Source organism: Paenibacillus sp. KACC 21273, from assembly GCF_028736095.1.
GTDB classification, from domain to species: domain Bacteria; phylum Bacillota; class Bacilli; order Paenibacillales; family Paenibacillaceae; genus Saccharibacillus; species Saccharibacillus kyungheensis.
The window spans coordinates 4,735,799-4,759,246 of record NZ_CP117876.1; the positions used below are offsets into that span (position 1 = coordinate 4,735,799).

At 40.1% G+C, this 23,448-nt stretch carries 18 protein-coding genes; 2 read left to right on the plus strand and 16 right to left on the minus strand.

The annotated features are described in order from the left end of the window. The first annotated feature begins 113 nt into the window (after positions 1-113). Positions 114-1,199 carry a hypothetical protein gene (locus PQ460_RS20770; RefSeq protein ID WP_274171033.1) on the plus strand — a complete coding sequence of 362 codons (1,086 nt, stop codon included), beginning with the start codon at positions 114-116 and terminating at the stop codon, positions 1,197-1,199. 153 nt (positions 1,200-1,352) lie between these two features. Here PQ460_RS20770 and PQ460_RS20775 read toward each other — a convergent pair whose 3' ends face one another. The 15 genes from PQ460_RS20775 to PQ460_RS20845 form a co-directional block, all read right to left on the minus strand. Further along, the gene (locus PQ460_RS20775; protein WP_274171034.1) at positions 1,353-2,387 is read right to left on the minus strand and encodes a glycoside hydrolase family 88/105 protein; all 1,035 of its coding nucleotides are present in this window, start codon (positions 2,385-2,387) and stop codon (positions 1,353-1,355) included. A 91-nt stretch (positions 2,388-2,478) separates the two neighbouring features. Continuing rightward, a complete protein-coding gene (locus PQ460_RS20780; protein ID WP_274171035.1) occupies positions 2,479-3,759 on the minus strand; it encodes a rhamnogalacturonan acetylesterase in 1,281 nt (426 codons plus the stop codon). A gap of 135 nt (positions 3,760-3,894) precedes the next feature. Next, positions 3,895-4,761, minus strand: a complete 867-nt coding sequence (locus PQ460_RS20785; protein WP_273616224.1) for a carbohydrate ABC transporter permease — start codon at positions 4,759-4,761, stop codon at positions 3,895-3,897. 41 nt (positions 4,762-4,802) lie between these two features. Further along, entirely contained in the window at positions 4,803-5,708 is a 906-nt protein-coding gene (locus PQ460_RS20790) for a carbohydrate ABC transporter permease (RefSeq protein WP_204826615.1), read from the minus strand. Positions 5,709-5,823: 115 nt separating this feature from the next. Continuing rightward, a complete protein-coding gene (locus tag PQ460_RS20795; RefSeq protein ID WP_274171036.1) occupies positions 5,824-7,116 on the minus strand; it encodes an ABC transporter substrate-binding protein in 1,293 nt (430 codons plus the stop codon). A 631-nt stretch (positions 7,117-7,747) separates the two neighbouring features. Then, complete coding sequence (locus PQ460_RS20800) at positions 7,748-9,307, minus strand: response regulator transcription factor (RefSeq protein ID WP_274171037.1); 1,560 nt, start codon at positions 9,305-9,307, stop codon at positions 7,748-7,750. Next, entirely contained in the window at positions 9,300-11,063 is a 1,764-nt protein-coding gene (locus tag PQ460_RS20805) for a sensor histidine kinase (protein ID WP_273614792.1), read from the minus strand. Before PQ460_RS20805 ends, PQ460_RS20800 begins: the two co-directional genes overlap by 8 nt. Before the next feature lie 276 nt (positions 11,064-11,339). Then, entirely contained in the window at positions 11,340-12,614 is a 1,275-nt protein-coding gene (locus tag PQ460_RS20810) for an SGNH/GDSL hydrolase family protein (protein WP_274171038.1), read from the minus strand. Between the two features lie 127 nt (positions 12,615-12,741). Continuing rightward, positions 12,742-13,011, minus strand: coding sequence for a hypothetical protein (locus PQ460_RS20815; RefSeq protein WP_273614790.1), 270 nt, complete (start codon positions 13,009-13,011; stop codon positions 12,742-12,744). A gap of 143 nt (positions 13,012-13,154) precedes the next feature. Next, positions 13,155-14,027, minus strand: a complete 873-nt coding sequence (locus PQ460_RS20820; protein ID WP_273614789.1) for an inositol monophosphatase family protein — start codon at positions 14,025-14,027, stop codon at positions 13,155-13,157. A gap of 47 nt (positions 14,028-14,074) precedes the next feature. After that, positions 14,075-15,076, minus strand: a complete 1,002-nt coding sequence (gene uvsE / locus PQ460_RS20825) for a UV DNA damage repair endonuclease UvsE (RefSeq protein ID WP_274171039.1) — start codon at positions 15,074-15,076, stop codon at positions 14,075-14,077. A gap of 88 nt (positions 15,077-15,164) precedes the next feature. After that, the gene (locus tag PQ460_RS20830; protein ID WP_274171040.1) at positions 15,165-15,488 is read right to left on the minus strand and encodes a hypothetical protein; all 324 of its coding nucleotides are present in this window, start codon (positions 15,486-15,488) and stop codon (positions 15,165-15,167) included. A 552-nt stretch (positions 15,489-16,040) separates the two neighbouring features. Further along, positions 16,041-17,132 (minus strand): D-alanine--D-alanine ligase, encoded by a 1,092-nt coding sequence (locus tag PQ460_RS20835; protein WP_274171041.1) that lies wholly within the window; start codon positions 17,130-17,132, stop codon positions 16,041-16,043. Positions 17,133-17,369: 237 nt separating this feature from the next. Next, positions 17,370-17,678, minus strand: a complete 309-nt coding sequence (locus PQ460_RS20840; protein ID WP_273614785.1) for a chorismate mutase — start codon at positions 17,676-17,678, stop codon at positions 17,370-17,372. Between the two features lie 163 nt (positions 17,679-17,841). Then, the gene (locus PQ460_RS20845; RefSeq protein ID WP_274171042.1) at positions 17,842-18,816 is read right to left on the minus strand and encodes a glycoside hydrolase family 5 protein; all 975 of its coding nucleotides are present in this window, start codon (positions 18,814-18,816) and stop codon (positions 17,842-17,844) included. Between the two features lie 682 nt (positions 18,817-19,498). Between PQ460_RS20845 and acnA the strand changes: the two genes are divergently transcribed. After that, positions 19,499-22,228, plus strand: coding sequence for an aconitate hydratase AcnA (gene acnA, locus PQ460_RS20850; RefSeq protein WP_273614783.1), 2,730 nt, complete (start codon positions 19,499-19,501; stop codon positions 22,226-22,228). A gap of 265 nt (positions 22,229-22,493) precedes the next feature. On the opposite strand, the gene PQ460_RS20855 is transcribed toward acnA, so the two are convergent. After that, the gene (locus PQ460_RS20855) at positions 22,494-23,237 is read right to left on the minus strand and encodes an IclR family transcriptional regulator (protein ID WP_273614782.1); all 744 of its coding nucleotides are present in this window, start codon (positions 23,235-23,237) and stop codon (positions 22,494-22,496) included. Positions 23,238-23,448: the final 211 nt, after the last annotated feature.

Genomic DNA, 23,448 nt, shown 5'->3' on the forward strand with positions numbered 1-23,448 from the left:
AAGCCTATTATTTACCTCGTCAAATCTAAATAGTACACATGCTACAAATATACGGTATAATATATATAGGTATGCTACATAAAATAAAGGATGTGCAGAAAGGATTACCTGTGATGAAAAAATGGATTCTAACGTTAACACTATTGCTATTATTACCTGTACAAGCATTTGCTGCTAATCCTACAGATGATCATTTATCTTTTCCAGACGATTTTCGGATCGATACACAGATTGTGAATCTACCTCATGATCAAGCAGTTTTGGTAGATATAGCGAATAACCGCATAGAAATCGTGAATTTGAACACATCGATGCCTCTTTGGAACAATACGTATGATCGTATTTTCAGCTATAACGTATTGACCAGTTCTAACAAATTAGTATTAATTGTACAACATAAACAATCTCTACAAAAAATCACATTATCGACAGCTCAAGCAACACCAGGCAAAATTTTATCAACGGTTACGTTACCTGCACACTTGTATGAAGTCGTTTCGGGCAATGGTTCGCAGTTAGCATGGTCTGCTCCTACGTCCACCAGCAAAGAACAAATTGTTGTTCAATCGAGCAAGCAGTTATCTGTCTATCAAGCACCCTGGAAACAAGCATCTCTGACTACAACACCAACGATTCAGCAGACGTTTAACTACGAAAATGCTAATCCAACTCAAGTAAAAACATTCTCTCATTATGTGGTCGCTCAATACAATGGTGGTAGCTTGATGCAAACGCAAAATGTGTTTTACATTTGGGATACTGCTCATCCTAACGTAAAAGCCAAAACGATTACGGTACCGTGGAATCTAGATGCTGATTTTCAATTACAATCGAATGAATTGATTGTCTACACGACCAATATTAAAGGAAATCCGTTAGGCGCTAATACAGACAAACCTTTCCCAATCTATGCTCGTTACAATCTAGCTACAGGTCAACCTGTCTATGAAATGATTCGTACGTTAGCTGATCGTGATGAAAAATGGACAACCGATTATAATAACAATCAAGTCTTTCTCATTGATAATAGTGAGCAAAAGAATTATCTGTATGATCGTAATGGTAAAGAAATCTGGCAAATGCGCCAAACATCTGAGAATACGGTATCCAAATTTATTAAATACGAGAATGGTCTACTCTATATGATCGTTGAGAATCTAGATCATCAGTTCTCGATTGTGAAGCAACCTTTGCTGTAGAATATAATAAGATTTAATGTAAATCAAAACACGCTGCTCTTTGAATAAGAACAGCGTGTTTTTTTATATCTTATTTGCTAAATTAAAATGTCCAGGAATAATACTATACTATATTTTTTCAAAATAACGATCGATATGATCGATTCATGATAATCAACCAAATACGTCTTCTTTGGTACGTACCAATTGAGCTAGAAAAGCTAAGCCCAGTCCTTGTCCCCATCCTTGAATGCGTTTGGCGGGTACTTTGCGGTAGCCATCAATATCGTTCATGACGGCTGTACCTGCGGAAACGCCTGTTATAGTGCCATCTTCTTTGATCTTCGACAAAATGCCATCAATCGCTTTTTGCGTATATTTATTGTACAGTCTGCCTTGCAACAATAACGCTGTCGCGATACCCGCAGAACCGGATGTTTCCAGATAAGATGTCTCATCGGTCAGTACGGTATGCCATAATCCTTCTGGTGATTGCAGACGTACGAGAGCGCTTAATTGATCTCGCAAAGAACCATCAATAATCATATACGATGGATGTTGCACTGGAATAAACTTCAGTGCTTTTGCCATGGTCAGTGCCGCCCATGAATTGCCACGCGCCCAATACATGCCTGACATATGATGCTGATTCACATGATCCCAACCATGATAATACAGATTGGTATCGCTATCTTGTAAAAACTCTTCATGTCCATGATACTGCCTCAAGCCATCCTCGATATATTTCTCATTGCCTAACAAATGACCGATCCGTAGCAAATAATACCCTGCCATAAACATCGTATCTACCCATGCTTGCTGTGGAAATACATCGGTAAGTGAATTGACCGTATGCTGGAAAATACCATCTGCAAAACGCTCTGCTTTGCTATCTAGAAATTCAGCCATTTCTTTTGCAATATCTAAATATTTTTCTTCGCCTGTTGCTTCATATAAGGTAAGCAGACAATGACCGATCGATACCCCGTTGACCGATAACTGTGGTAATCCTTCTTCAATCTGCTCATCGATCCAAATTTTAAGTTTGTCTAGATATTCCTTTTTTCCTGTTGCTTCATAGGCTTCGCAGATTCCGTAAAAAGCGACTCCACCCGGCCAATCCCAGCGAAAATCCATATTAAATGTACGTTCAACCACACGATCAATCACATCGCGTATATGCTGTTCATCAAATTGTAAAGCAGGCATAACTAATCATCCTTTCTGTATCCCATATTAGATTGTCAGTAGATTCGAAATGTAATAATGACCACTCTATACAAAAGTAACGATATTAGCATTAGCGCAAATACATCACTAACGGTTGAATCGCCAACGCACGAATACTTTCAGCCACAAGCCCTGCCACTTGCATAGCACCTTGTTCTTGAAAATGAGTATTGTCTTCCATCCCATCGGGAAAATGTAGATACTCCCCCGGATAGAGCCAGACAAATAAGGATTTACTTTGTTCTTCACCCAGTGACTCTAACAATACTTTGGTCTGCTGAGCGAGATCGATTAGTGGAACCTGTTGCTCTGTCGCTAATTCTTTTATCGCTACAATGTAGTCGCCATGAGTATCTGTAAGAACGCCATCTGCGCCAAAGTAACGCCGACTAACCGGAGTTATCAAAATTGGAGTTGCCCCTTTGGTACGAGCGACTTCGATATATTGCAATAAGTACTCTTTAAATGTAGTAAATGGCTCTGTACCGCGCATAGGATCATTTTTTTCATCATTATGACCAAATTGAATCAATAAGAAATCCCCTGCTTTGATCTGGTCTGCAATTATAGCCAGTCTACCTTCATCAATAAAGCTTTTGGAACTGCGACCGGATACTGCATGATTATCGACACAGACATCGTGCTTGAATTTTGCAGGTAACATCTGCCCCCAACCCGCATAAGGAGCTCCACCTTGCTTCTGATCAGTCACTGTTGAATCGCCAGCGATAAATAGTTTGAGTGCTTGCGGTACAGCTGTAATCTCAACCGCATTTAGACGTGGAGCTTTGCCGCTGATATGCAATTGCAGTTGATGTTCAATCACCGGAACGGTAAATAGTTTATTTACAAATTGACCGGGCAATGTATCTACAGGCGGTAACATCAGCTTGCCAGCGCCACATTTAATGATCGTATGAGTAGCGGCTTGTTCATCTCCAACCGTAATCTGGATCTGATATGTACCGTTAGGCAGATCGGTTATAAATGAAGTGCCCAGTGGAATACAGAAGCTACTTAGCAAATGATTAGACGTCTCTGCGAATTGATCTCCACTTAGCAGATTGCTTCGATCTCGTCCGTATACTCTCTCTGGATGTGCAAATCCATAACTTGATCCAGCCTGTACATTTTCATATCGATCATCAGGAGACACAGATATATAACCGGGAGTAACTTCTCCCGGTCCAAAATCATACCGCAATGGTGATAATAACGGTTCATGTGCCGAAAGATCCGGTGCAGATGCATGAAGTGTAGATGAAGGATCACCTAATGCTGCCTTGGCATCGCCACCTTCGGTGATCCGCCATTGTTCTGTAGCCGTATCAGTAGCTGATTTGTGATTCATTTGGCTTCACCATCCTTGCATAGATCGCTTTCATGATTATCTATACGTACATAATATCTATTTCGATAACTACAATAACGAGCAACATAAAGTATTTAGTATGAGATATATACCTAGCTATTGTTGATCAGTATCTTATCCTTTGATCCCGCTAGAACTGATACCTTCGACAATATGTCTTTGGAAAGCAAAGAAGATCGCTACCACAGGCAATAGACTTACGATAGACATCGCGAACATCGCTCCCCAGTTAGAAGAAGATTCGCTATCCAAAAACATTTTTAATCCCATCGAGACCGTATATTTATCCGGTGAATTCAAGTAGAGTACCGGACCGAGTAGATCTTCCCAGCGCCAGTAAAAAGAGAAAATCGCCGCTGTCGCCAGAGAAGACTTGATCAATGGCAAAATGATCTGTATAAACAAACGGAATTTGCCACACCCATCAATCGTCGCCGCTTCATCCAGATCTTTCGGAATCGTACGGATAAACTGTACCATCAAGAAAATAAAGAACGGTGCTCCAAAAAATTGCGGTACCACAATAGGAGCAATACTGTTTAACCATCCTAATTTAGTGAAAATAATATATTGCGGAACCAATACCACATCATGAGGGAGCATTAAGGTCACCATCATAATCGCAAACCAGAAGTTCCGACCTTTAAAATTCAAACGAGCAAATCCGAAAGCAATCACTGCCGAAGAAATAACTACTCCGACTGTCGATATCGCTACAATTACTAATGAATTCCACATATAATGCCCGAAAGAATAACCACCGACACCTTTCCAACCGGTAATATAGTTATCCCACATCCATTGAGCAGGCAATAATGTATTCGCTGTAGCAAAAATGGTACGGCTTTCTTTAAATGAACTGAGCAACATCCATGCAATCGGATACATCATCAAGATCGCCAGTAACCCGACAAAGATATGATAGATAGGCCATTTGATTTTGCGCCAGAACCACCCTTTTTGCGCGCGTGTACTGCTCATTACATTGTATTCAGGGATAGACGCTTTACGTTCAGCCATAATTAACGTCCTCCTTCTGATTCATAGAACACCCACATTTTAGATGTTTTGAATAATACAAATGTTAGAATACCGATAAAGATCAACATTACCCAAGCCATCGCGGCGGCATAACCCATATTGTTGAACATAAATGCCTGACGGAATAAGTAAAGTGAATACAACATTGTTCCATCCAAAGGGCCACCTTCTCCTTTGGAGATAACATAAGCAGGTACAAATGTCATAAATGCACTAATCGTCTGCATAATCAGGTTAAATAAAATAACCGGACTGAGTAGCGGTAATGTAATATTCATAAATTTGCGTACAGGTGAAGCACCATCAACACTGGCGGCTTCATACATTTCAGGTGAAATATTTTTCAAGCCAGCAAGGAAAATCAACATCGATGAACCGAATTGCCATACCGATAACGTGATCAGCATGCCCAGTGCAGCGGTAGCATTACCAAACCAATTGACAGGTGCTGCGCCGAAAGCCATTAAGAAATGGTTGACGATCCCTTGCTCACTAAAAATATTACGCCACATAATAGATACAGCTACACTACCACCAATAATGGATGGTAAATAATAAATCGTTCGATATGTACCCACCATCCGTGATGCTGTATTGAGCACCATCGCTACAAATAAAGCAAATGCTAATCGTAAAGGAACACCTACAAAAACATAATAAATAGTCACTCTGACCGAGTTCCAATATTTCGGATCATTGGTAAACATTTTTTCAAAATTACCAAGTCCTATCCAGCGTGGCGAAGTAAACAAGTTATAGCTAGTAAACGAAAGATACAACGATATAAACATCGGGATCAAAGTAAAAGCCAGAAATCCAATAATAAAAGGGCTAATAAAAGCATAACCGGTCAAATTGGTTTTTAAAGACTCATTACGTATAGCCATAAGCGTTCGCACCTCCTCAGATCGTTGAGATTTTGAAAGAAAATCGTGAACCGATTGGATATACATTCTCCAGCGATCGGTTCACGTTCTCTACATCTATCAGCTAACGAGTTCGTTACGGTTGATTGTTCGACAAGATCGCATTCGCATCTGCCCGGAACTTCGGTGCGACTTCAGCAGCAGTGGCTTGTCCAAAGTTAATTTGCTCTACATAATCGGTTAATGCTGCAATAATCTCAGCCGACCCTACAGGTGGTGGTGGGCTCATTGGTGAACTAATTGGCTCCATTTTAGCCACAAAATCAAATACTTGTTTCTCGGTTTCACTTAGTTCTGGTGCTACAGCTTCTTTAACAGCCGCAGAAATTGGTACACCACGCTCACCTTTGATCAATTTATTGGCATCTTGATTGTTGATCCAGAAGTCGATAAATTTAGCTGCTTCGTCTTTGGATTGCGAGCTTTTCGCTACAGCCCAGTACATACTTGGTTGCATATAAATTCCTTTTTCCATATCAGGGCCTACCATCGGAGCAAGCTCCATCGGACGATTGACGACACGTTGTAACGCTACGAATTGATTCGACCATTGCCAGATTCCGATGCCTGTACCTTTTACAATATCGGATTCTTCTAGAATGCCTTTGGTCTGGTTCAATTTTTCCTGAGAAGGTACTGCGCCTTCTTTAATCAGTTCAGCTAACATACCGAAGAATTCGGTGAATAGCGCATCGTCTTCATATCCAAGTGCTGTTCCTTCAGCATTGTAAAGCGATTGACCTTTGGTACGTAAAAAGTAGTTAAAGAAAATATCTGCTGCCATCGAGCTATCAAAGTAGATTCCTTTTTCTTTCGCTTTAAGTGCGATTTCTTTGTATTGATCCCAAGTCCAGTTGTCTGGAATTTCGCTGATCCCTGCTTTTTTCAAAATCGCTGGATCGTATTGGAATCCTAAAACGTTAACCCCTGTTGGCATACCGTATTGTACGCCACCTATTACACCTGTTTTAAGTACGTTTTCAGTCACATCATCGACTTTAATTTTGCTTCCTAAGTATGGGGTCAAGTCTTCCAATTGTCCGTTTTTAGCGTATTGGCTAATATACGATACATCCATTTGCATAATATCCGGTAATTGATTAGCAGCTGCTTGTGGAGCTAGCTTTTTCCAATAATCATCAAAAGAAGCATATTCGATATCAATATTCACACCGGGGTTTTGCTCTTTGTACATATCAATAATTTTCTGAGTATATTCATGTCGGGTATCTGATCCCCACCAGGCGATCCGAAGTGTTTTACCGTCTGTACCTCCACTAGCATTACTACCTCCGCCACCTGAATTACCACAAGCTGTGATGAAAAGTAGAATTGTAACCATCAATACCAGTGCTGTCTTTTTTCTCATTATATTCTCCCCTTTCGTTAATCAAGCTGATGATTGCTGTTCATATTGCTCAAAATCAATAAGTAGAATGTGCTGACGCTCCTTTTTTGTTAACGCTTACATTTAAGTTGTACCTTCATTTTCGCAGATGGAAGATCACAATTGAATACACAAATCCGATGTGATCGTGTAAAAAACAGAGTAGTCTGAATTTCTGCTAAGACGGATATTTGTATGAACTTGGTTTGTTTTACGGTATCAAGGGGCTGTCGCTACGATCATCATCTTATTCTTATCGTCGCTTGTTGTCATGAACTCCCTTGAATAACCGCTATGCGGTAGGGATTTCATGACAAAGGCGATCGCTTCGCTCTTTCAGAATATGATGATGCTCTTCGCTTGTGCGCTGAGATACGCTAGATAGATTTGAGTCAAAATAAAAAGCGACCATCAAAAGTCGCTTTGTTCTTTGTTCTTTGTTCTTTGTTCTTTGTTCTTTGTTCTTTGTTGAAGTGTACTATTATTCGTATCCATTCATTTACATCACAGCATAATAGTTAGACAAGTAAACTCCAAAAGATAAAACTTCTTTATAAGTTATAGCTACAATAAGTTATATCTACAAATAGTTTATTTTGTATTTGCTTTTGCTCTACTCTTCACTTTTCCGGTACTCGGTTGGGGTCATGCCTGTCCATTTTTTGAACACTTGGCTAAAGTATTGCGAGTTACCACCGAATCCGAACAGTTCAGCGAGTTCGAATACTTTCACATCACCGCTACGACGGATATGATCGGTGGAGCGTTCGATTCGATAACGATTGACATAATGAGAGAAATTATCGCCAGTCACTTTTTTGAAAATCTTACCGAGGTAGTCCGGGTTCATATACAGCATTTGATTAGCAACTCCGTTTAGTGATAATTCAGCACTGGTGTAATTTTGCTCGATGATCTGAATCATTTTATTGACGACAGAAGATTGGCGATTCACATTGCTCTTATAGTAACTCATCGTTAAGTAAGCAGCGGCTTCCTGTACGAACTCATGTAATCCAGTTAATGTATCTAGCATTGCCAGTTCTGCCATTCGACCTGTAAATAAAGAACGTTCTTCTGGCAAGCATAGACGGATCATCACTGCATATAATTGCAGTACATACGAGCGCGTCACTCCGATATCATGTCGCCATTCCGCTAATGTTATAAATAAACGATCAATCTCTGCGGTCACTTCTTCCATTTGTCCGGATTTAATTAACAATGTGAATGCTTCTTCATCCATTTCAAACGAAGTATTATCTTTCTGATCAGCTAATGCTAGATCCGACTTGGTAATAATACTGCCTTCCCCTACATAAAAGCGGTGATTCATACATTGCTGTGTATCCCGATACATTCGCCGTAACGAGATCATATAATCCGGTTCGCTTAGAGCAATCGTCACATCTAATTTGTAAAAGCCTGCAAACACTTGTTGTACATGTTCCAGATCACCAATCAGCTTGGTAATCGATTCAGGATCATCCAGTAAAAGTAGTAACTCATCTTGCATATGAATCGTTGTTCCCATCAACACACCATCTAGTAGATCATCAGCGATATTTTTGAGTGCAAATAAATGTTCATATTCATGCGATTCTTCGACACGCATCAAAGCCATTCGTACCGGACGGTCACGCAGATTCAGATGAAATAATTGCTCATAATAAGCAAGATCACGCACACCATACATTTTATTAGCGATAAATTCTTTCAGAAATTGTTCTTTCACCTGTGGCAACATGCGTGTAAATTGCTCTTTCATACTGTTTACAAATTCATCACGCTCATGCTCAACCTCACGTTCGGATAATAATTCACTGATCGCTTCTTGAATCTGACGTTCGTTACAAGGCTTCACCAAATAATGTTTCACCCCGTACTGCATCGCTCTACGGGCATAATCAAAATCTTTATAACCGGACAACATAATAAAGCGTACCTCTGGAAATGCAGCATGGGTTTTGGCGACCAGTCCAATTCCATCGAGTCCAGGCATAGAGATATCGCTAATCACGATATCAGGGCAATTTTCTTGAATACGCTCATATGCTTCCAGTCCATTACGTGCGGTGCCGATCAATTCGGTTCCACTTTCATGCCAGTTCACGACCTGTGATATCCCTTCCAAGATCATCCGTTCATCATCGACTAACAATACTTTATACATCTTGCGCTTCCCCTCTCTCATAAGGAATACGAATATGAAAAGCAGTAATCACACCGGGCAAACTTTCGATCTCCATTCCGTAATCCGAGCCAAATGTCAGCCTTATCCGTTCGGTTATATTGCTGAGTCCAATCCCTTCACCACGCGTCTGTACTTGTCCACTATGTAGACGTTCTAGAAATTCAGCCGTCATTCCCGGTCCGTCATCTTCTACACTGATATAGAGCAGATCTTCTTCATGTCTCACTACAATACGAATATGGCACACGTTAACACTCGGCTCCAACGCATAATGAATCGCATTTTCGATCAGCGGTTGTAGCGTTAATTTGGGAATTAGTGCATCTTTAAGATCGTCAGGAATATCGACTTCAAAATGCAAACGTTCTTCAAAGCGCATCTGCTGAATCGTGACATAGCTATAAACAATATCAAGTTCGCGTCCTAACGGAATCAATTTTTCGCTCATATTGACAGAGCTTCGTAATAAAAAGCCTAACGCTTCGACCATTTCAGAGATTTTGGATTGTTTGTTGACTTTCGCCATCCAGTTAATCGATTCTAGGGTGTTATAGAGAAAATGAGGATTAATCTGTGCTTGTAGCGCTTTGAGTTCAGTTTCGCGAATAATCAATTGTTTGGCATAATTTTCATCAATCAATTCACTGATTCGCAGTAACATTCGGTTAAATGTGCGGTGCAGTAACCCTACTTCAGTCTGTGATCCTTCAAGCACAGGCCCGAGTGTTAATTCTTCCAGACGATCCAGATTGCCAGTCTCTACGGTTCTCATTTTCTGCAACAAGCGTTCCATCGGTCTTGTAATACTGCGCGATAATCGTGTGCCAAATGCCAGCCCTAGTAAAAAGATCGCAATAAATATAATCGTCACCAGACGCTTCATCCATGTTATTCGTTCAAACATCGGATCAAATGGCGTCATATGCAAGTATGTCCATCCGGTATATGGCGATTGAATACGAGCAGAGAAATAACCACCTTCCGGCAAATTCACTACACCATAAGGCTGATTACGACTCAATTCTTGATTGATCTCAGTTTCGCTAAATGACACCTTTTCAGGATAAACAATCTGTTGATGATCTGCGATCACAAGTGTACTTCCAGCAGACTGATGCACCTGTTTATCGACAATCCGGTCTATCCGAATCCGAATAATCACTGTACCTAGATTTTTGAGCGTGAAGGTTGATCCGGTAAAAGCCTTGAATTGACGAACTGCTAACAAAGAAGACTTGCCCCCGACATACCACGAATTGGCTCCATCATTCTGATCTGCTAATGTGGTTAGATCGGTTCGCAATTCAGCCGGTATCCCTTCTCGATTGCCTGCTGACATTACCTCACCTTCTTTGTCGATCACCATCATCGAATAGACAAAAGGCTCCGAACCTGCAAAAGCGATCAACCGATTGGTTAGCTTTTTGCGTAATACATTTTTTTGATACACTGAATTGGTCTGTTCCAGCTCTGTTAAGTAGCGTTGCAATTGTTCGTCGGTAACCACTTTAAATGATAAATGCTCCATATCTTTCAGTTGATTTTCAATACCAACAGAAGACATATTCAGTAATTCAGATGTCTTTTCGTACATTTGGCTATCATACGTTTCATACAGATTGCTTAATACCAATGCGTAAAAAGCAAAACTTCCTAACAACAATGCAGAGATCAGTAGCAACATTTTACGATGAATACCTAAATTATTGTAAGCGCTTTTAATTCTGGTAAACATAAGAATGGTTTCCACCTTTGCTACCCCGACGTATTTACATTTTCAATGATAACGTTTACATTTTTATTAATTAAATTCCAATTACTGTATGTTTATTATAGCGTGAATGATCTAAAATTTCAGTATATGTTTATAAATAGGTTCACAAATCTATTGATAGTATTAGCAAAAAAAGACATCCTTTAAGATAGAATGTCTTCTTTTATTGCTATATTTTCTATTGTCACTTGGTCATTATCATCGTTAATCGTTACTTATATTATGAATTCACTTCAATTATGATCTGACAAAAACAGCTTTCCAGCGGTCTACATATTGTACATCATAATCAAATGCTTGAGTGAGTACAGTTAAAGGTACATAGACTTTGCTTATTCCTTTAGTCGTTTGGACAAAAGCAGCATAATCGACAGACTGCGTAGCACCATTTACTTTTATTTTTGGACTATTTACAGGAATACTGATTTTGTTTTTGCCACTTTGGATCGTAGCTGTTTGTGAAGTATTAGACCAATTTACTGTAGCACCTAGAGCTGTTGTTACATCTCGCAACGTTACATACGTTTTGCCATTTCGAATAATAGGCTTATATGTTGTTGCTAACGGTTGCCCATTCGTTACAATGGCAGGTGTTGCAGAAGAGCTAGATTGTCCTTTGACAAATGGACTCAGGTAGCCTTTGCTTCCCCAGATCGTCTGTATAAATGTACGTGCTATCGCATCATATCCAGTCTGATTCGGATGGATATCTCCCTCAGCGATATGAGTCATCGCTAATTCTTTGCCCGGGAAGTCTTTGGAGATATGAGCTACACGTACATCATATCCTTTGGCTACATACGATTTCGCTGTTTGATCTACAATCTGGCTAAATTGATTTGCGACTGTATTAAGCCCTGCATATAATTTGGTGCCTACTTGAACAGGCATAGGTTGATATTGATCTGCAACCACGATAGTTGCTTTAGGATTGAGTGATGTGACTTGCTTCATAATATTGTCGATATTGATTTTGTACTTTGTTCCTACTTGATCTAGATTAAGACTGGAAATGTCTTGGGGTAATTCATTTAAAGAACCCAGCGCATTCAAAAAATCATTGCCACCAATCGTGACCGTAATTAGATCTGCTTGCGCAATATCTTTTTTCGCTTGAACTGTATCTAACGTATAGACTGCTCCTGGCAAATTGCTTTGGATATCTTTAGTCGTGATCGCTGTTCCTGCGGTGACTGCACTTAGATAATTATCCAGCCCTGTACTGGTAAGTCCAAGTATACTGTGATTATCTGATTGTACGGTTGCACGGAACAATCCTTGCTCTGCTACTCGTGGTGCAAAGCCATCGTAATGAGAAGCTTTTACACCTGGTTCGTATCCTGCTGTAAGCGAATCTCCTAAAAAGACCATATGTGAAAAAGCTCGCTTGGGATCTGGAGTCTGACTTGTGGTCGCTGCATGTACAGCTGAACTTCCTATACCTGCACTACTACTGACCAGAATAAACATAATCATGACAAAATACAGTATGCCTTTAGAATTGCTTTTCATTCACTGCTTCACCCTTTCTGTGTCTGTATATCTCTATCTAATTTGTTGGCGTATGCACACCAAAAAAGCTGTTATCTATTTTCCCTGGAGGGTGATAGATAACAGCTCTGTACCCTGTATCCTATAATCAACGAGACTCTGTATCATCTGTTGACTCTGGGCGCTTGATTTTGTTCATATACTCATCATAACGTCCATCAATTTCTTTTGCCATTTTGCGATACTGCTTAGTTTCTTCAGCGATTGGATCAAGTGTCGTCTGAATCCGAATCTCATACTTTGAAGGGATCATCCGTCGTTCTCTTGCTTCACGATCTTCTTCTTGCATCAGACCTTCTGTCAGACGCTCGGTCAATTCGCGTTCCAATTCTTCTGCTGATTTCTCAAATGAACTCATCGTGACTCACTCCTTTAACGATAATAATAGATTCGCCATAAGGACTTTATGCGTTATAGTATAACTTCTTTCTCTATCTTATGATTACCCAAAAAAGTAGAGATACTAATCGTAAGCTGAGCAATTGGTCGATGATCTATAGATTACTTTTGCGCAGGAATATGTTGTAAGCCTGCCTCATGTAATTCAGTCATTAATTCTTGATGAATATGACCGTTGGTTGCTAATACATTACGTACAGCTAGATGATAATCTTCACCTGAAATATCGCCAATACGTCCGCCGGATTCGGTCACTAACAGTGAACCTGCCGCCAGATCCCAAGCATTTAATCCAATTTCCCAATAAGCGCTAAGTCGTCCTGCTGCTACATAAGCTAAATGTAGAGCTGCTGAACCTCCATTACGAATACTGCGTACTTTCGGTACAATCGCATTCAGTCCACTCATATTCAGACGTAACGATTCACCACGATCTGCCGGGAATCCAGTAGCCACTAAGCTTTCACCCAGTGTAGCTTCTTGCGAGACTTTCATTAGATTACCATGCACATAAGCGCCTTTGCCTTTTTCAGCTACAAATAATTCATCATGAGAAGGATCATAGATCACACCAATAATCACTTCGCCTTTGTGTGCTAACGCAATCGAAACACAATAGTATGGGAAACCATGCACAAAGTTAGTCGTGCCATCGATAGGATCAACGATCCATACATATTCTGAATCTTTAACCGCATTGATTGCTTGAGCGGAAGCCGCCGCGCCTGCGCCTACACTTTCTTCGCCCAAAAATTCATCGTCCGGGCAGTACGTTAAGATCAATTTGCGAATCATTTGTTCTGCCCCTTTATCGACTTCTGTTACCAAATCTTGTGAAGATACTTTGGTGTTCAACTGTTTATAATCGCCTAGTTTGCTTTTGATCCATTCTCCCGTTTTGGAAGCTGCATTAATAGCTACTGCTACTTTGCTTTTTCCGCTCACTACATAAGGTACTTTTTGTTGTTCTTCCATCATTTCATTCCCCCTGATTTCTGGAATTGACATCTACCTACATTATATCATGAGAACACTTCGATACTTCCACCGTCTATGATCCGTACTCCATCGTTTTCATACATTGTCAAGTCACGCATCAATTGAAATAACGCATGGTCTTTGTGCTTCGCTTCCAGCATCACATCCAGATGAGAAGAAGTACGTGCAGCTACTCTTAGAAAATCAAGTAAAGGGCCCGCTTCTACACCGTCAGCATGACTTCGGCGATCGGTTTCACTTTTTGGACTAGAGGCATGGATTTTGGGTGGTAAATGTACACCTTCAGGCACATCGGTGCGTGCTAATGGAGATTCCCATGTTTTGGCGACTTCTTCCCACCAGTCTGAAGCAGGTTCTCCATGACAATTCACCATATGATGATGGATATCTAGTACCATCGGTAATCCAGTCTGTTGAGCGACTGCAAGCGTCTCACCGGTAGTATACGTTTTGTCATCATTTTCAAGCGTAATCCGGCACTGAATCTCTGCACTCAAGCGACCAAAATGTTCTACAAAACGTGCAGCAGACGTAGGCTTATCCCCATACGCACCGCCGATATGAATATTATTCTTCGAACGAGCATCCAGCCCCATCGCTTTGAGCATATTTACATGATATTGCAGATCACGAATTGACGAGATCAGCACTTCCGGTCTTGGTGTACTGAGCACTGTATAATGATCGGGATGAAACGATACTCGTAGATCATGTTTACGCACATACTCGCCGATCTCTGCAAATGGTTCTGCTAACGCTTCAAACGGATTCCAATCATGCAAATCAGTATGAGTCGCTAGCGGAATCAATTTGGATGAAAAGCGATACATCTGGATACCTTCTGCTACATTATGGCGTAATAAACGCAGTGTATTGTGTAAGTTGGTTGTTGCGATTTGTTCTAACGCACGCAATCCTGCTTCGCGATCTGGCAGTTTGCTAAATCTAGCCATAGTCATTGTTTTGGAAGGTGAAGAATCTGCGATTTCAAGTGACATCGCCACATAGCCGAATCGTACAATCATATATTTCAAGTGCCTCCTCTAGAGTAATATTCACTGGTGTATACAGAAGAAAAGCATTTGATGATGATAGGATTCTGTATGTGTATGATTAAACCGATTCTTGCTCTCCGAAAAACATTTCATGTGCAAGATCGGTCTGCACTCGTGCTTCTTCGTCTGTTAATTTGCGAACTAATTCCAATTCTACTGCGGTTACTTCCCGACCTTGAAAATTGATTTCAGCGATAGATGCTGTGATTTTCACAATTGCGATTGCTACATTTTTCGGTGTATAAGCGATAACTTTTTGTCCGGTTGGATAGACGCGAAATCCACTTTTGAGCATTTTGCCTTTGCCGTATTCTAAAAGTTCGAGCAGTTCTTGTTCGTTTTTGAATTTGCATACAGAGTTAAATTCGGTTTGAAATCCCATGGTCATTGCTCCTTTCGAGTAGGCGGTGGTTGAGGTGAGGTACGGACGCTTCGGGGATAGATGTTCTTCCCATCGCTGTTAAGATCGGATATCTAAATTAGACTACAAGCAGTCGATGTCCGAGTCTTAAATGCGACTTTCAGAACATTCTATCTCCTCCGCTAAAGGTACCTACACTTTTTCCACGCGGGTTTGTACATTTAATACCTTGAACACCTTTAGCACATTGATGATTGAAATGCTTTAATGTTTTGTTGTTTAGTATTTATGGTGTAGAGATAGTAAGGCTGGTGGAGATTTTAGAGATTTTCAAGACTTTAGAGAACTTAGGGACAAATTCATGATTTACTGGGGTAAATTAATGAATTTTTTGTAGGGTGTTTTATGATTAGTAATATAACGACAATATAAAAATGATTGAAATATATATCATTAGAGATAGGGCTTGGAGAATAATGTGATGAATAGTAAAAAGAATACTCTTTTATCTACATTATTCTATGTGTGAATCGCACTATCCATCTGGTCTAATGAGAATCGTTCTAGTCTAGACTATTCTCTTCCGTATTTCAGTTCATGGCGCTGGTTATAGCGATCTATACCTAAAGTGATCAATTGATCCAATAAATCTGGATAGGCTGTACCAGTTTCGCGCCATAGTAATGGGTACATGCTATATGCGGTAAAGCCTGGCATTGTGTTCACTTCGTTAATAAAGATTTCACCATCGCTACGACGTACAAAGAAGTCGGCACGACATAAGCCGTTTCCGTCTATTGCGCGGAATGCGCGGATAGCCAGTTCACGTAAGTTTTCAGCAAGTTCGCTATCAATTTCAGCAGGGATCACCATTTGAGATGTGCCGTCGATGTATTTTGCTTCATAGTCATAATAATCACTATTAGATACGACTTCGCCAGGAACCGAAGCTTGTGGTAATTCGTTACCAAGTACACCGACTTCGATTTCGCGTGCGTCTACAGCTTCTTCTACAACAACTTTCAAGTCATAGCGTAGTGCATAAGCAATCGCTGTTTCTAATTCAGCACGATCTTTAGCTTTGGAAATACCTACGCTTGAGCCCAAGTTAGCGGGTTTGACGAAACAAGGGTACCCTAAATTCGTTTCGATCGTTGTCAAAATATCGTATTGTTGTGTTTCCCATTCTTTTGAAATAAAAGTCTCATATTTGCATTGTGGCAAATGAGCTTGAGCGAATAACTTTTTCATAATCGCTTTATCCATACCTGTAGAAGAAGCAAGTACACCTGCACCAACATAAGGCATATCCATCATTTCAAAAAGTCCTTGAATCGTGCCATCTTCACCATATGTACCATGAAGAAGCGGGAACAATACGTCAATTTCACTAGTTTGTCCGCTTAATTTTTTCCAAAGAATACTCATCGCTTGTGAAGTAGCTTCTCCACCACCACGGATCTGTAGATCGCTTAATTGAGCAGGTGCTGCATGGTACGCGTCCCCCATATTCCAGCGTCCCTGAGGATCGATATAGATCGGTACTACGTTATATTTGTTATAATCGATTGCATTTAATACAGAAAATCCAGTCTGTAAAGAAACTTCGTGTTCACCAGATTTACCACCGTAAATCAAACCTACTGTTAATTTTGTTGCTGTCATGTCAGAACCCCCGTTAGTCATTGTACATATGAAAACATATTGATACATGCTATTGTAAATGATCGTTATTGTATAACCTGTATTCAGTATAAAGCTTGTACAAAAACACTGCAAAAAAACTTTGTCTGCTTATCTAATTTTGTAGTAAAGGACTGACTTCACTTTCTATTTGTATTAGAAAAAGGTAGTCGATAACAACTACCTTAAGTATAGTTATTTTCTTTGTGATGATCTTCTTTATTGAGATGACGGTGGTGTTGACTGAATCCGCTGATGCTCTTGTAGCTCATCTTCAATAAAACTAGCAATCATCGCTCGATATACATTTTCCGCAATAGTAGGATTTAGTTGGTGCTCTGTTGCCAGTTGGCGAACTTTGGTAATTATGGCTTCTACTCTAGCGGGTGCTTTCACTGCATCTATATCTTTTTTAAAAGAAGCGGCTTGGTTGACGTATTGACTACGCTCACTGATTAACTGGATGATCTGTTCATCTAATTGATCGATACTTTCTCTAACCTCAGCTAAATTCTGACACTCTCTCATCTCTGCTCAGCTCCTCTATTATGTACTTGATTGATTACTGTCTTCTATTATAAAGGTATTGCTCCTAATCCCCAATGTCTAAATAACAAAAAAACAGCTCAAACACTCAGCTGTTTTTTCGTATTTTATTGTAGACTTCATTAATGATTGATGACTGAATCTATTATTGGTAAATACCTGCTTTTTTCGAAGTCGCTTTGATTCCATTAGGATCATTCACAATAATATTTCCAGCAGTTGTTAAGCTACCTGCGGGGCCATTATTGAGATCAAGGTAAGACAGATCAGAGCTATTACCATACCATGACCATGCTAACCAACCGACTCCTTTTTGCTGACCGTATTTCATAATAGCATACTCATCTACATCTTCCCCTTGATGGAATCCACCAAATTCGCCGATGATCAGAGCAAGACCTTTATTGAGTACATTCTCCATATTGGCTTTTACAGTAGCATCGTCTTTACCTGCATACTGATACATGTGAATAGAGAATACGGTATTCTTTTTAGAATCGGCTGCTAAAACAGCTTGTCCGTAATCTACAATCGATTGTGGATATTGTCCCCAACCCGCAGCATCTACGATTAGTGTGTGATTAAGTCCTGCATTTCTCAATTTAGGAATAGCTTGTTTGTAGCCATTCGCCCAACCTTCACTGTTCCATGAGCCGTACCATTCATTAGCAATATTGATGATTACTCGGTCTTCTTTACCAATTAAAGCATCTTTGATACTGATCCAATAGTTCACAGCATTATTTAATTTGGCTACATCGTCGCTTCCTGTTGCATCATGCACTTCAAGGACAGCGATCATTTTATATTGATTGACTAGCGCCAGAATATTTTTTACAGAGTTGATATCGTCTTTGGTATATTGAGTTCCATCGGATAATACAATACGTACGGTGTTTGCACCTGTTTTGGCGATAGCTGGAATAGCGGCATTCAAATCATTTTTGAACCACGTATGAGAATGGTTAACCCCTCTCATGACAAAAGGCTTTCCTGTCGAATCATATAATTTGGTACCGCTTACATAAAATCCAGTAGCAGCAGACGATTTGGATACCCCAACTGTCACGAATACCATTATCATTGCTAGTACCATCATCAGGCTTTTTCTCAACACCATATTATTATTCCTCCTTTGTCATTTGAAAATCAGCTAACTGTTCGACATGTCCCTTGTAAATTATCATCAAACGTATTCAATTACAATATTTGTTTTAAATGTAAAAATAAAATTATTCATATAATACGTTCTTAATCTGATACCACCCTACTATCATCTAATAAAAAGGAAGTGAATTTTGTCATTTCACTCTTTATCAAAAGTAAATATTTAGTATTCATATAACTATATAGAAAAAAATTGAGTGTATAAAGTAACTCATTATGTTTATACGATTTGGATCAAATTTCTACTATTTAAGGAAGGATACAATTCAGAAAATTATTGCTTTACTTAAAAAGATATTATCGAACCACAATCAACTCCTTTTTAAGATTGTAATTGAATCAAATTTCTTCCAAAAAAATCTTTACTACCTATCATGTAAACGGTATACTTAATACAAGAGTTACTTTTTGAAATTGTGTTTCACTGTATGAAACTATAAAACTTTTTACCTTTCTTCATTTTGAATAATTCGATTTTAGTTGCTTAATAGTATAGAATAGTAATGAATTGAACCGTTTTCATTTCTAATTTTATCCAGCAAGCGTGTCAAGATCATTTGCCAAAATGTAGAGGATTTTTCCCTGTAACGCAAAATCCAAAAAGTAAGCCGTATTTTATTTGAGGAGGGGCATCTATGTCACCAAAAGATTCATTTTCTGTTGGCCGAGAACTGAAAGTGAGAGACCAGTCTTACCGTTATTACAGCCTTAATGCTTTAGCTGAAAAAGGTTATGAGCACATTTCCAAACTTCCTTTCTCGATTCGTGTGCTTCTTGAAGCTGCTGTTCGTCAATATGATGGACGTGCGATCACTGAAGAACATGTTAATCAACTTGCGAACTGGAGTGAAGGTCGCGAAGAGAAAGAAATTCCTTTTATCCCTGCACGTATCGTGCTTCAGGATTTTACCGGTGTACCTGTAGTTGTTGATTTAGCTGCTATGCGTGATTTTGTTAAAAAATCCGGTGGCGATCCAAAACAAATCAATCCGCTTGTACCGGTTGACCTTGTTATTGACCACTCCGTTATGGTAGACGCATTCGGTACGCCTGATGCACTTGAATATAATATGAATATTGAATTTGAACGTAACGAAGAGCGTTACCGTTTCTTGCGCTGGGCACAAACAGCATTTGATAATTTCCGTGCTGTTCCACCAGCTACAGGTATTGTTCACCAAGTTAACTTGGAGTATCTTGCTTCTGTAGCAGCTACTCGTACTGTTGATGGCGAACTACAAGTATTCCCTGATTCCTTAGTAGGTACAGATTCACATACTACAATGATCAACGGTCTTGGTGTTGTTGGTTGGGGTGTTGGTGGTATTGAAGCTGAAGCAGGTATGCTTGGACAACCGCTATACTTCGTTATGCCAGAAGTCGTTGGTTTCAAATTAACAGGTAGCTTGAGTGAAGGCGCAACAGCAACAGACTTAGCGCTTACGGTTACTCAAATGCTTCGTAAAAAAGGCGTAGTTGGTAAATTCGTAGAATTCTACGGTCCAGGCCTAAGCAATATCAGTCTAGCTGACCGTGCAACTGTAGCTAATATGGCTCCTGAGTACGGTGCAACTATCGGTTTCTTCCCTGTCGATGATGAGACGTTGTTCTATCTTCGCAATACAGGACGTGCTGATGAGCAAGTTGAATTGGTAGAAGCTTACTACAAAGCACAAAACATGTTCCGTACTGCAGAAACACCTGATCCAGTATTCTCTGATACGATTGAATTGGATCTAGCTTCTGTTGTACCGAGTCTTGCTGGACCAAAACGTCCACAGGATCGCATCGAACTGACTAATATGCAATCCAGCTATCAAAATGCAATACGTACTCCTGTAGATGCAGGTGGTTACGGATTGTCTGATGAGAAAATTGCTGAAAAAATCACAGTCAGTCATCCAAACGGTAAAACGACTCAAATGGGTGCAGGTGCAGTCGTTATCGCTGCAATTACCAGTTGTACAAATACATCTAACCCTAGCGTTATGCTTGGTGCTGGATTACTTGCGCAAAAAGCGGTTGCTCGTGGCTTGAAAGTACCTAGCTATGTGAAAACAAGCTTAACACCTGGTTCATTGATCGTTACCGAATATTTGCAAAAAGCTGGCGTAGACAAAGATCTTGAAGCGCTTGGTTTCTACTTAGCAGGCTATGGTTGTGCAACATGTATCGGTAACTCCGGTCCATTGCCAGACGAAGTAGGACAAGCTATTGCAGATAATGACTTAACCGTTGCTTCTGTATTGTCAGGTAACCGTAACTTTGAAGGACGTATTCATGCTCAAGTGAAAATGAACTATCTGGCTTCTCCTCCACTTGTTGTCGCTTACGCTCTTGCAGGAACGGTTGATATCGATCTACAAAATGATCCAATCGGTTATGATCCTACAGGCGAAGCAGTTTACTTGAAAGATATCTGGCCTACAGCGAAAGAAATTCGTGACGCTATCGGCTTATCCATTTCTCCAGAAATGTTCCGTAGCCGTTATGAGCATGTATTTACAGCGAACAAACGTTGGAATGAAATTCCTGTTCCAGAAGGTGAATTGTATGAGTGGGATGACAAATCAACTTATATCCAAAATCCACCATTCTTTGAAAAACTGGCTGATGGTATCAAAGATATCGAAGATATTCGCAGTGCACGCGTTCTTGCATTGCTTGGCGATTCGGTAACAACCGATCATATCTCACCAGCAGGTAACATTTCTCCTTCTTCACCAGCAGGCGAATACTTGAAAGAAAACGGTGTTGAGCGTAAAGACTTCAACTCTTATGGTTCCCGTCGTGGTAATCACCAAGTGATGATGCGCGGTACGTTCGCTAATATCCGTATTCGTAATCAGGTCGCTCCAGGTACAGAAGGTGGCGTAACCACATACCTTCCTACCAATGAAGTGATGTCGATTTATGATGCATCGATGCGTTATCAAGAAGAAGGCCAAAACTTGATCGTTATCGCAGGTAAAGAATACGGTACAGGTAGTTCTCGTGACTGGGCAGCAAAAGGTACATTCTTGCTAGGCGTCAAAGCGGTTATCGCTGAAAGCTTTGAACGTATTCACCGTAGTAACTTGGTAGGTATGGGCGTATTGCCACTACAATTCCAAGAAGGTTACGGTTGGAGCAGTATGGGACTTAAAGGTACCGAGACATTTGATATTGTAGGATTGAGCAACGATGTCAAACCTGGTCAACAAGTTACTGTCAAAGGTACTCGTGAAGATGGTACAACATTTGAATTCCAAGTAACCGCTCGTCTGGATAGTGCTGTAGACGTAGATTACTACCATAACAGTGGTATCTTGCAAACTGTACTTCGTCAAATGATGCAAAACACTAACAAAGGTGAAACAGTATAATTGATTAACCATTTCGCTTAGATCATAAAGTCATACAAAAAGAGGCTTCCCTAATGTGGGAGCCTCTTTTTTGTGTTATAAAAAACAGTGAACACCTTAGCAATCGGGCATTCACTGTTGGTTTAGTTAGATCATATCTTGGTCACGCTGTATATACTTTTAATATGAATAATTGAACGGTATATATCATTTGACCCAGTGTTAGATTTGTTATTTCTACGTTCTTACTGCTCTATTTATATCTATTTACTGCTCTATCTATCCATTATCTCAATTTAAAGCCCATCTCTTGCGCCGCTTGAATCAATACAGGCGCATACTCATGTAACTTGTCCATCGACAGACGGCTAACAGGGCCTGATAACGATAATGAAGCTCGCAATGCTCCTGTTCGATCAAAAATCGGTACAGCGACTGCTGCTGCTCCGGGTTCGCGTTCTTCATAACTGGTCGAATATCCGTTACGTTGTACCTCTGCGATCTGTTCACGATAATGTGTCACATCGACAGTTTTCGGCCAATCCGGACTATTCAACAACTCTTCTTGCTGTTCGCTACTGGAAAAAGCAACAAGGACTTTACTCGATGCGCCCACTGTCAAAGGCAATCTTGCTCCTACAGGCGCAACACGTCGCACAGCTTGGTTACTTTGCACCGCTTGAATCCGTAAGCGCTCGTCGCCATCTCGCAAGTATAGACTGATCGTTTCTCCCAATTGCTCGCGTAATTCTTCCATATCTGCAAGCAACAATAATCCAGGATCATCGTTTTGGGAAAGGTGGGTCGATAACTCCCAGATTTTGATACCCAGACGGTATTTATCTGTACTGCTATTGCGAATCACAAATCCTTTTTCTTCTAAAGTCGCTAACAACCGATGTACTGTACTTTTGTGTAATCCAATCTCGGTTGCAATCTCGGTGAGTCCAAGATCGCTCGTTCGGGTAAAACACAGTAATATGTCTAACGCACGTTCTACTGCTCGTACAGTTAACTTGCGATCTTCCATTGTTGTCGCCTCCGCATTTGAATCTATTCATACGCACACTGTCTAATTTTGTAAGTTTCATTGGATGAAACTTGGTTACATAAATTATATCGAAGCTAGCTCTAATCGTAAAGAGAAATACGTCGATAATAATGAAGAAGACATTGAGCTGACATTGACTTTGCTGTCATAGACTTTTACCATAAGTAGATAATGTCGAATCAAATCGGTT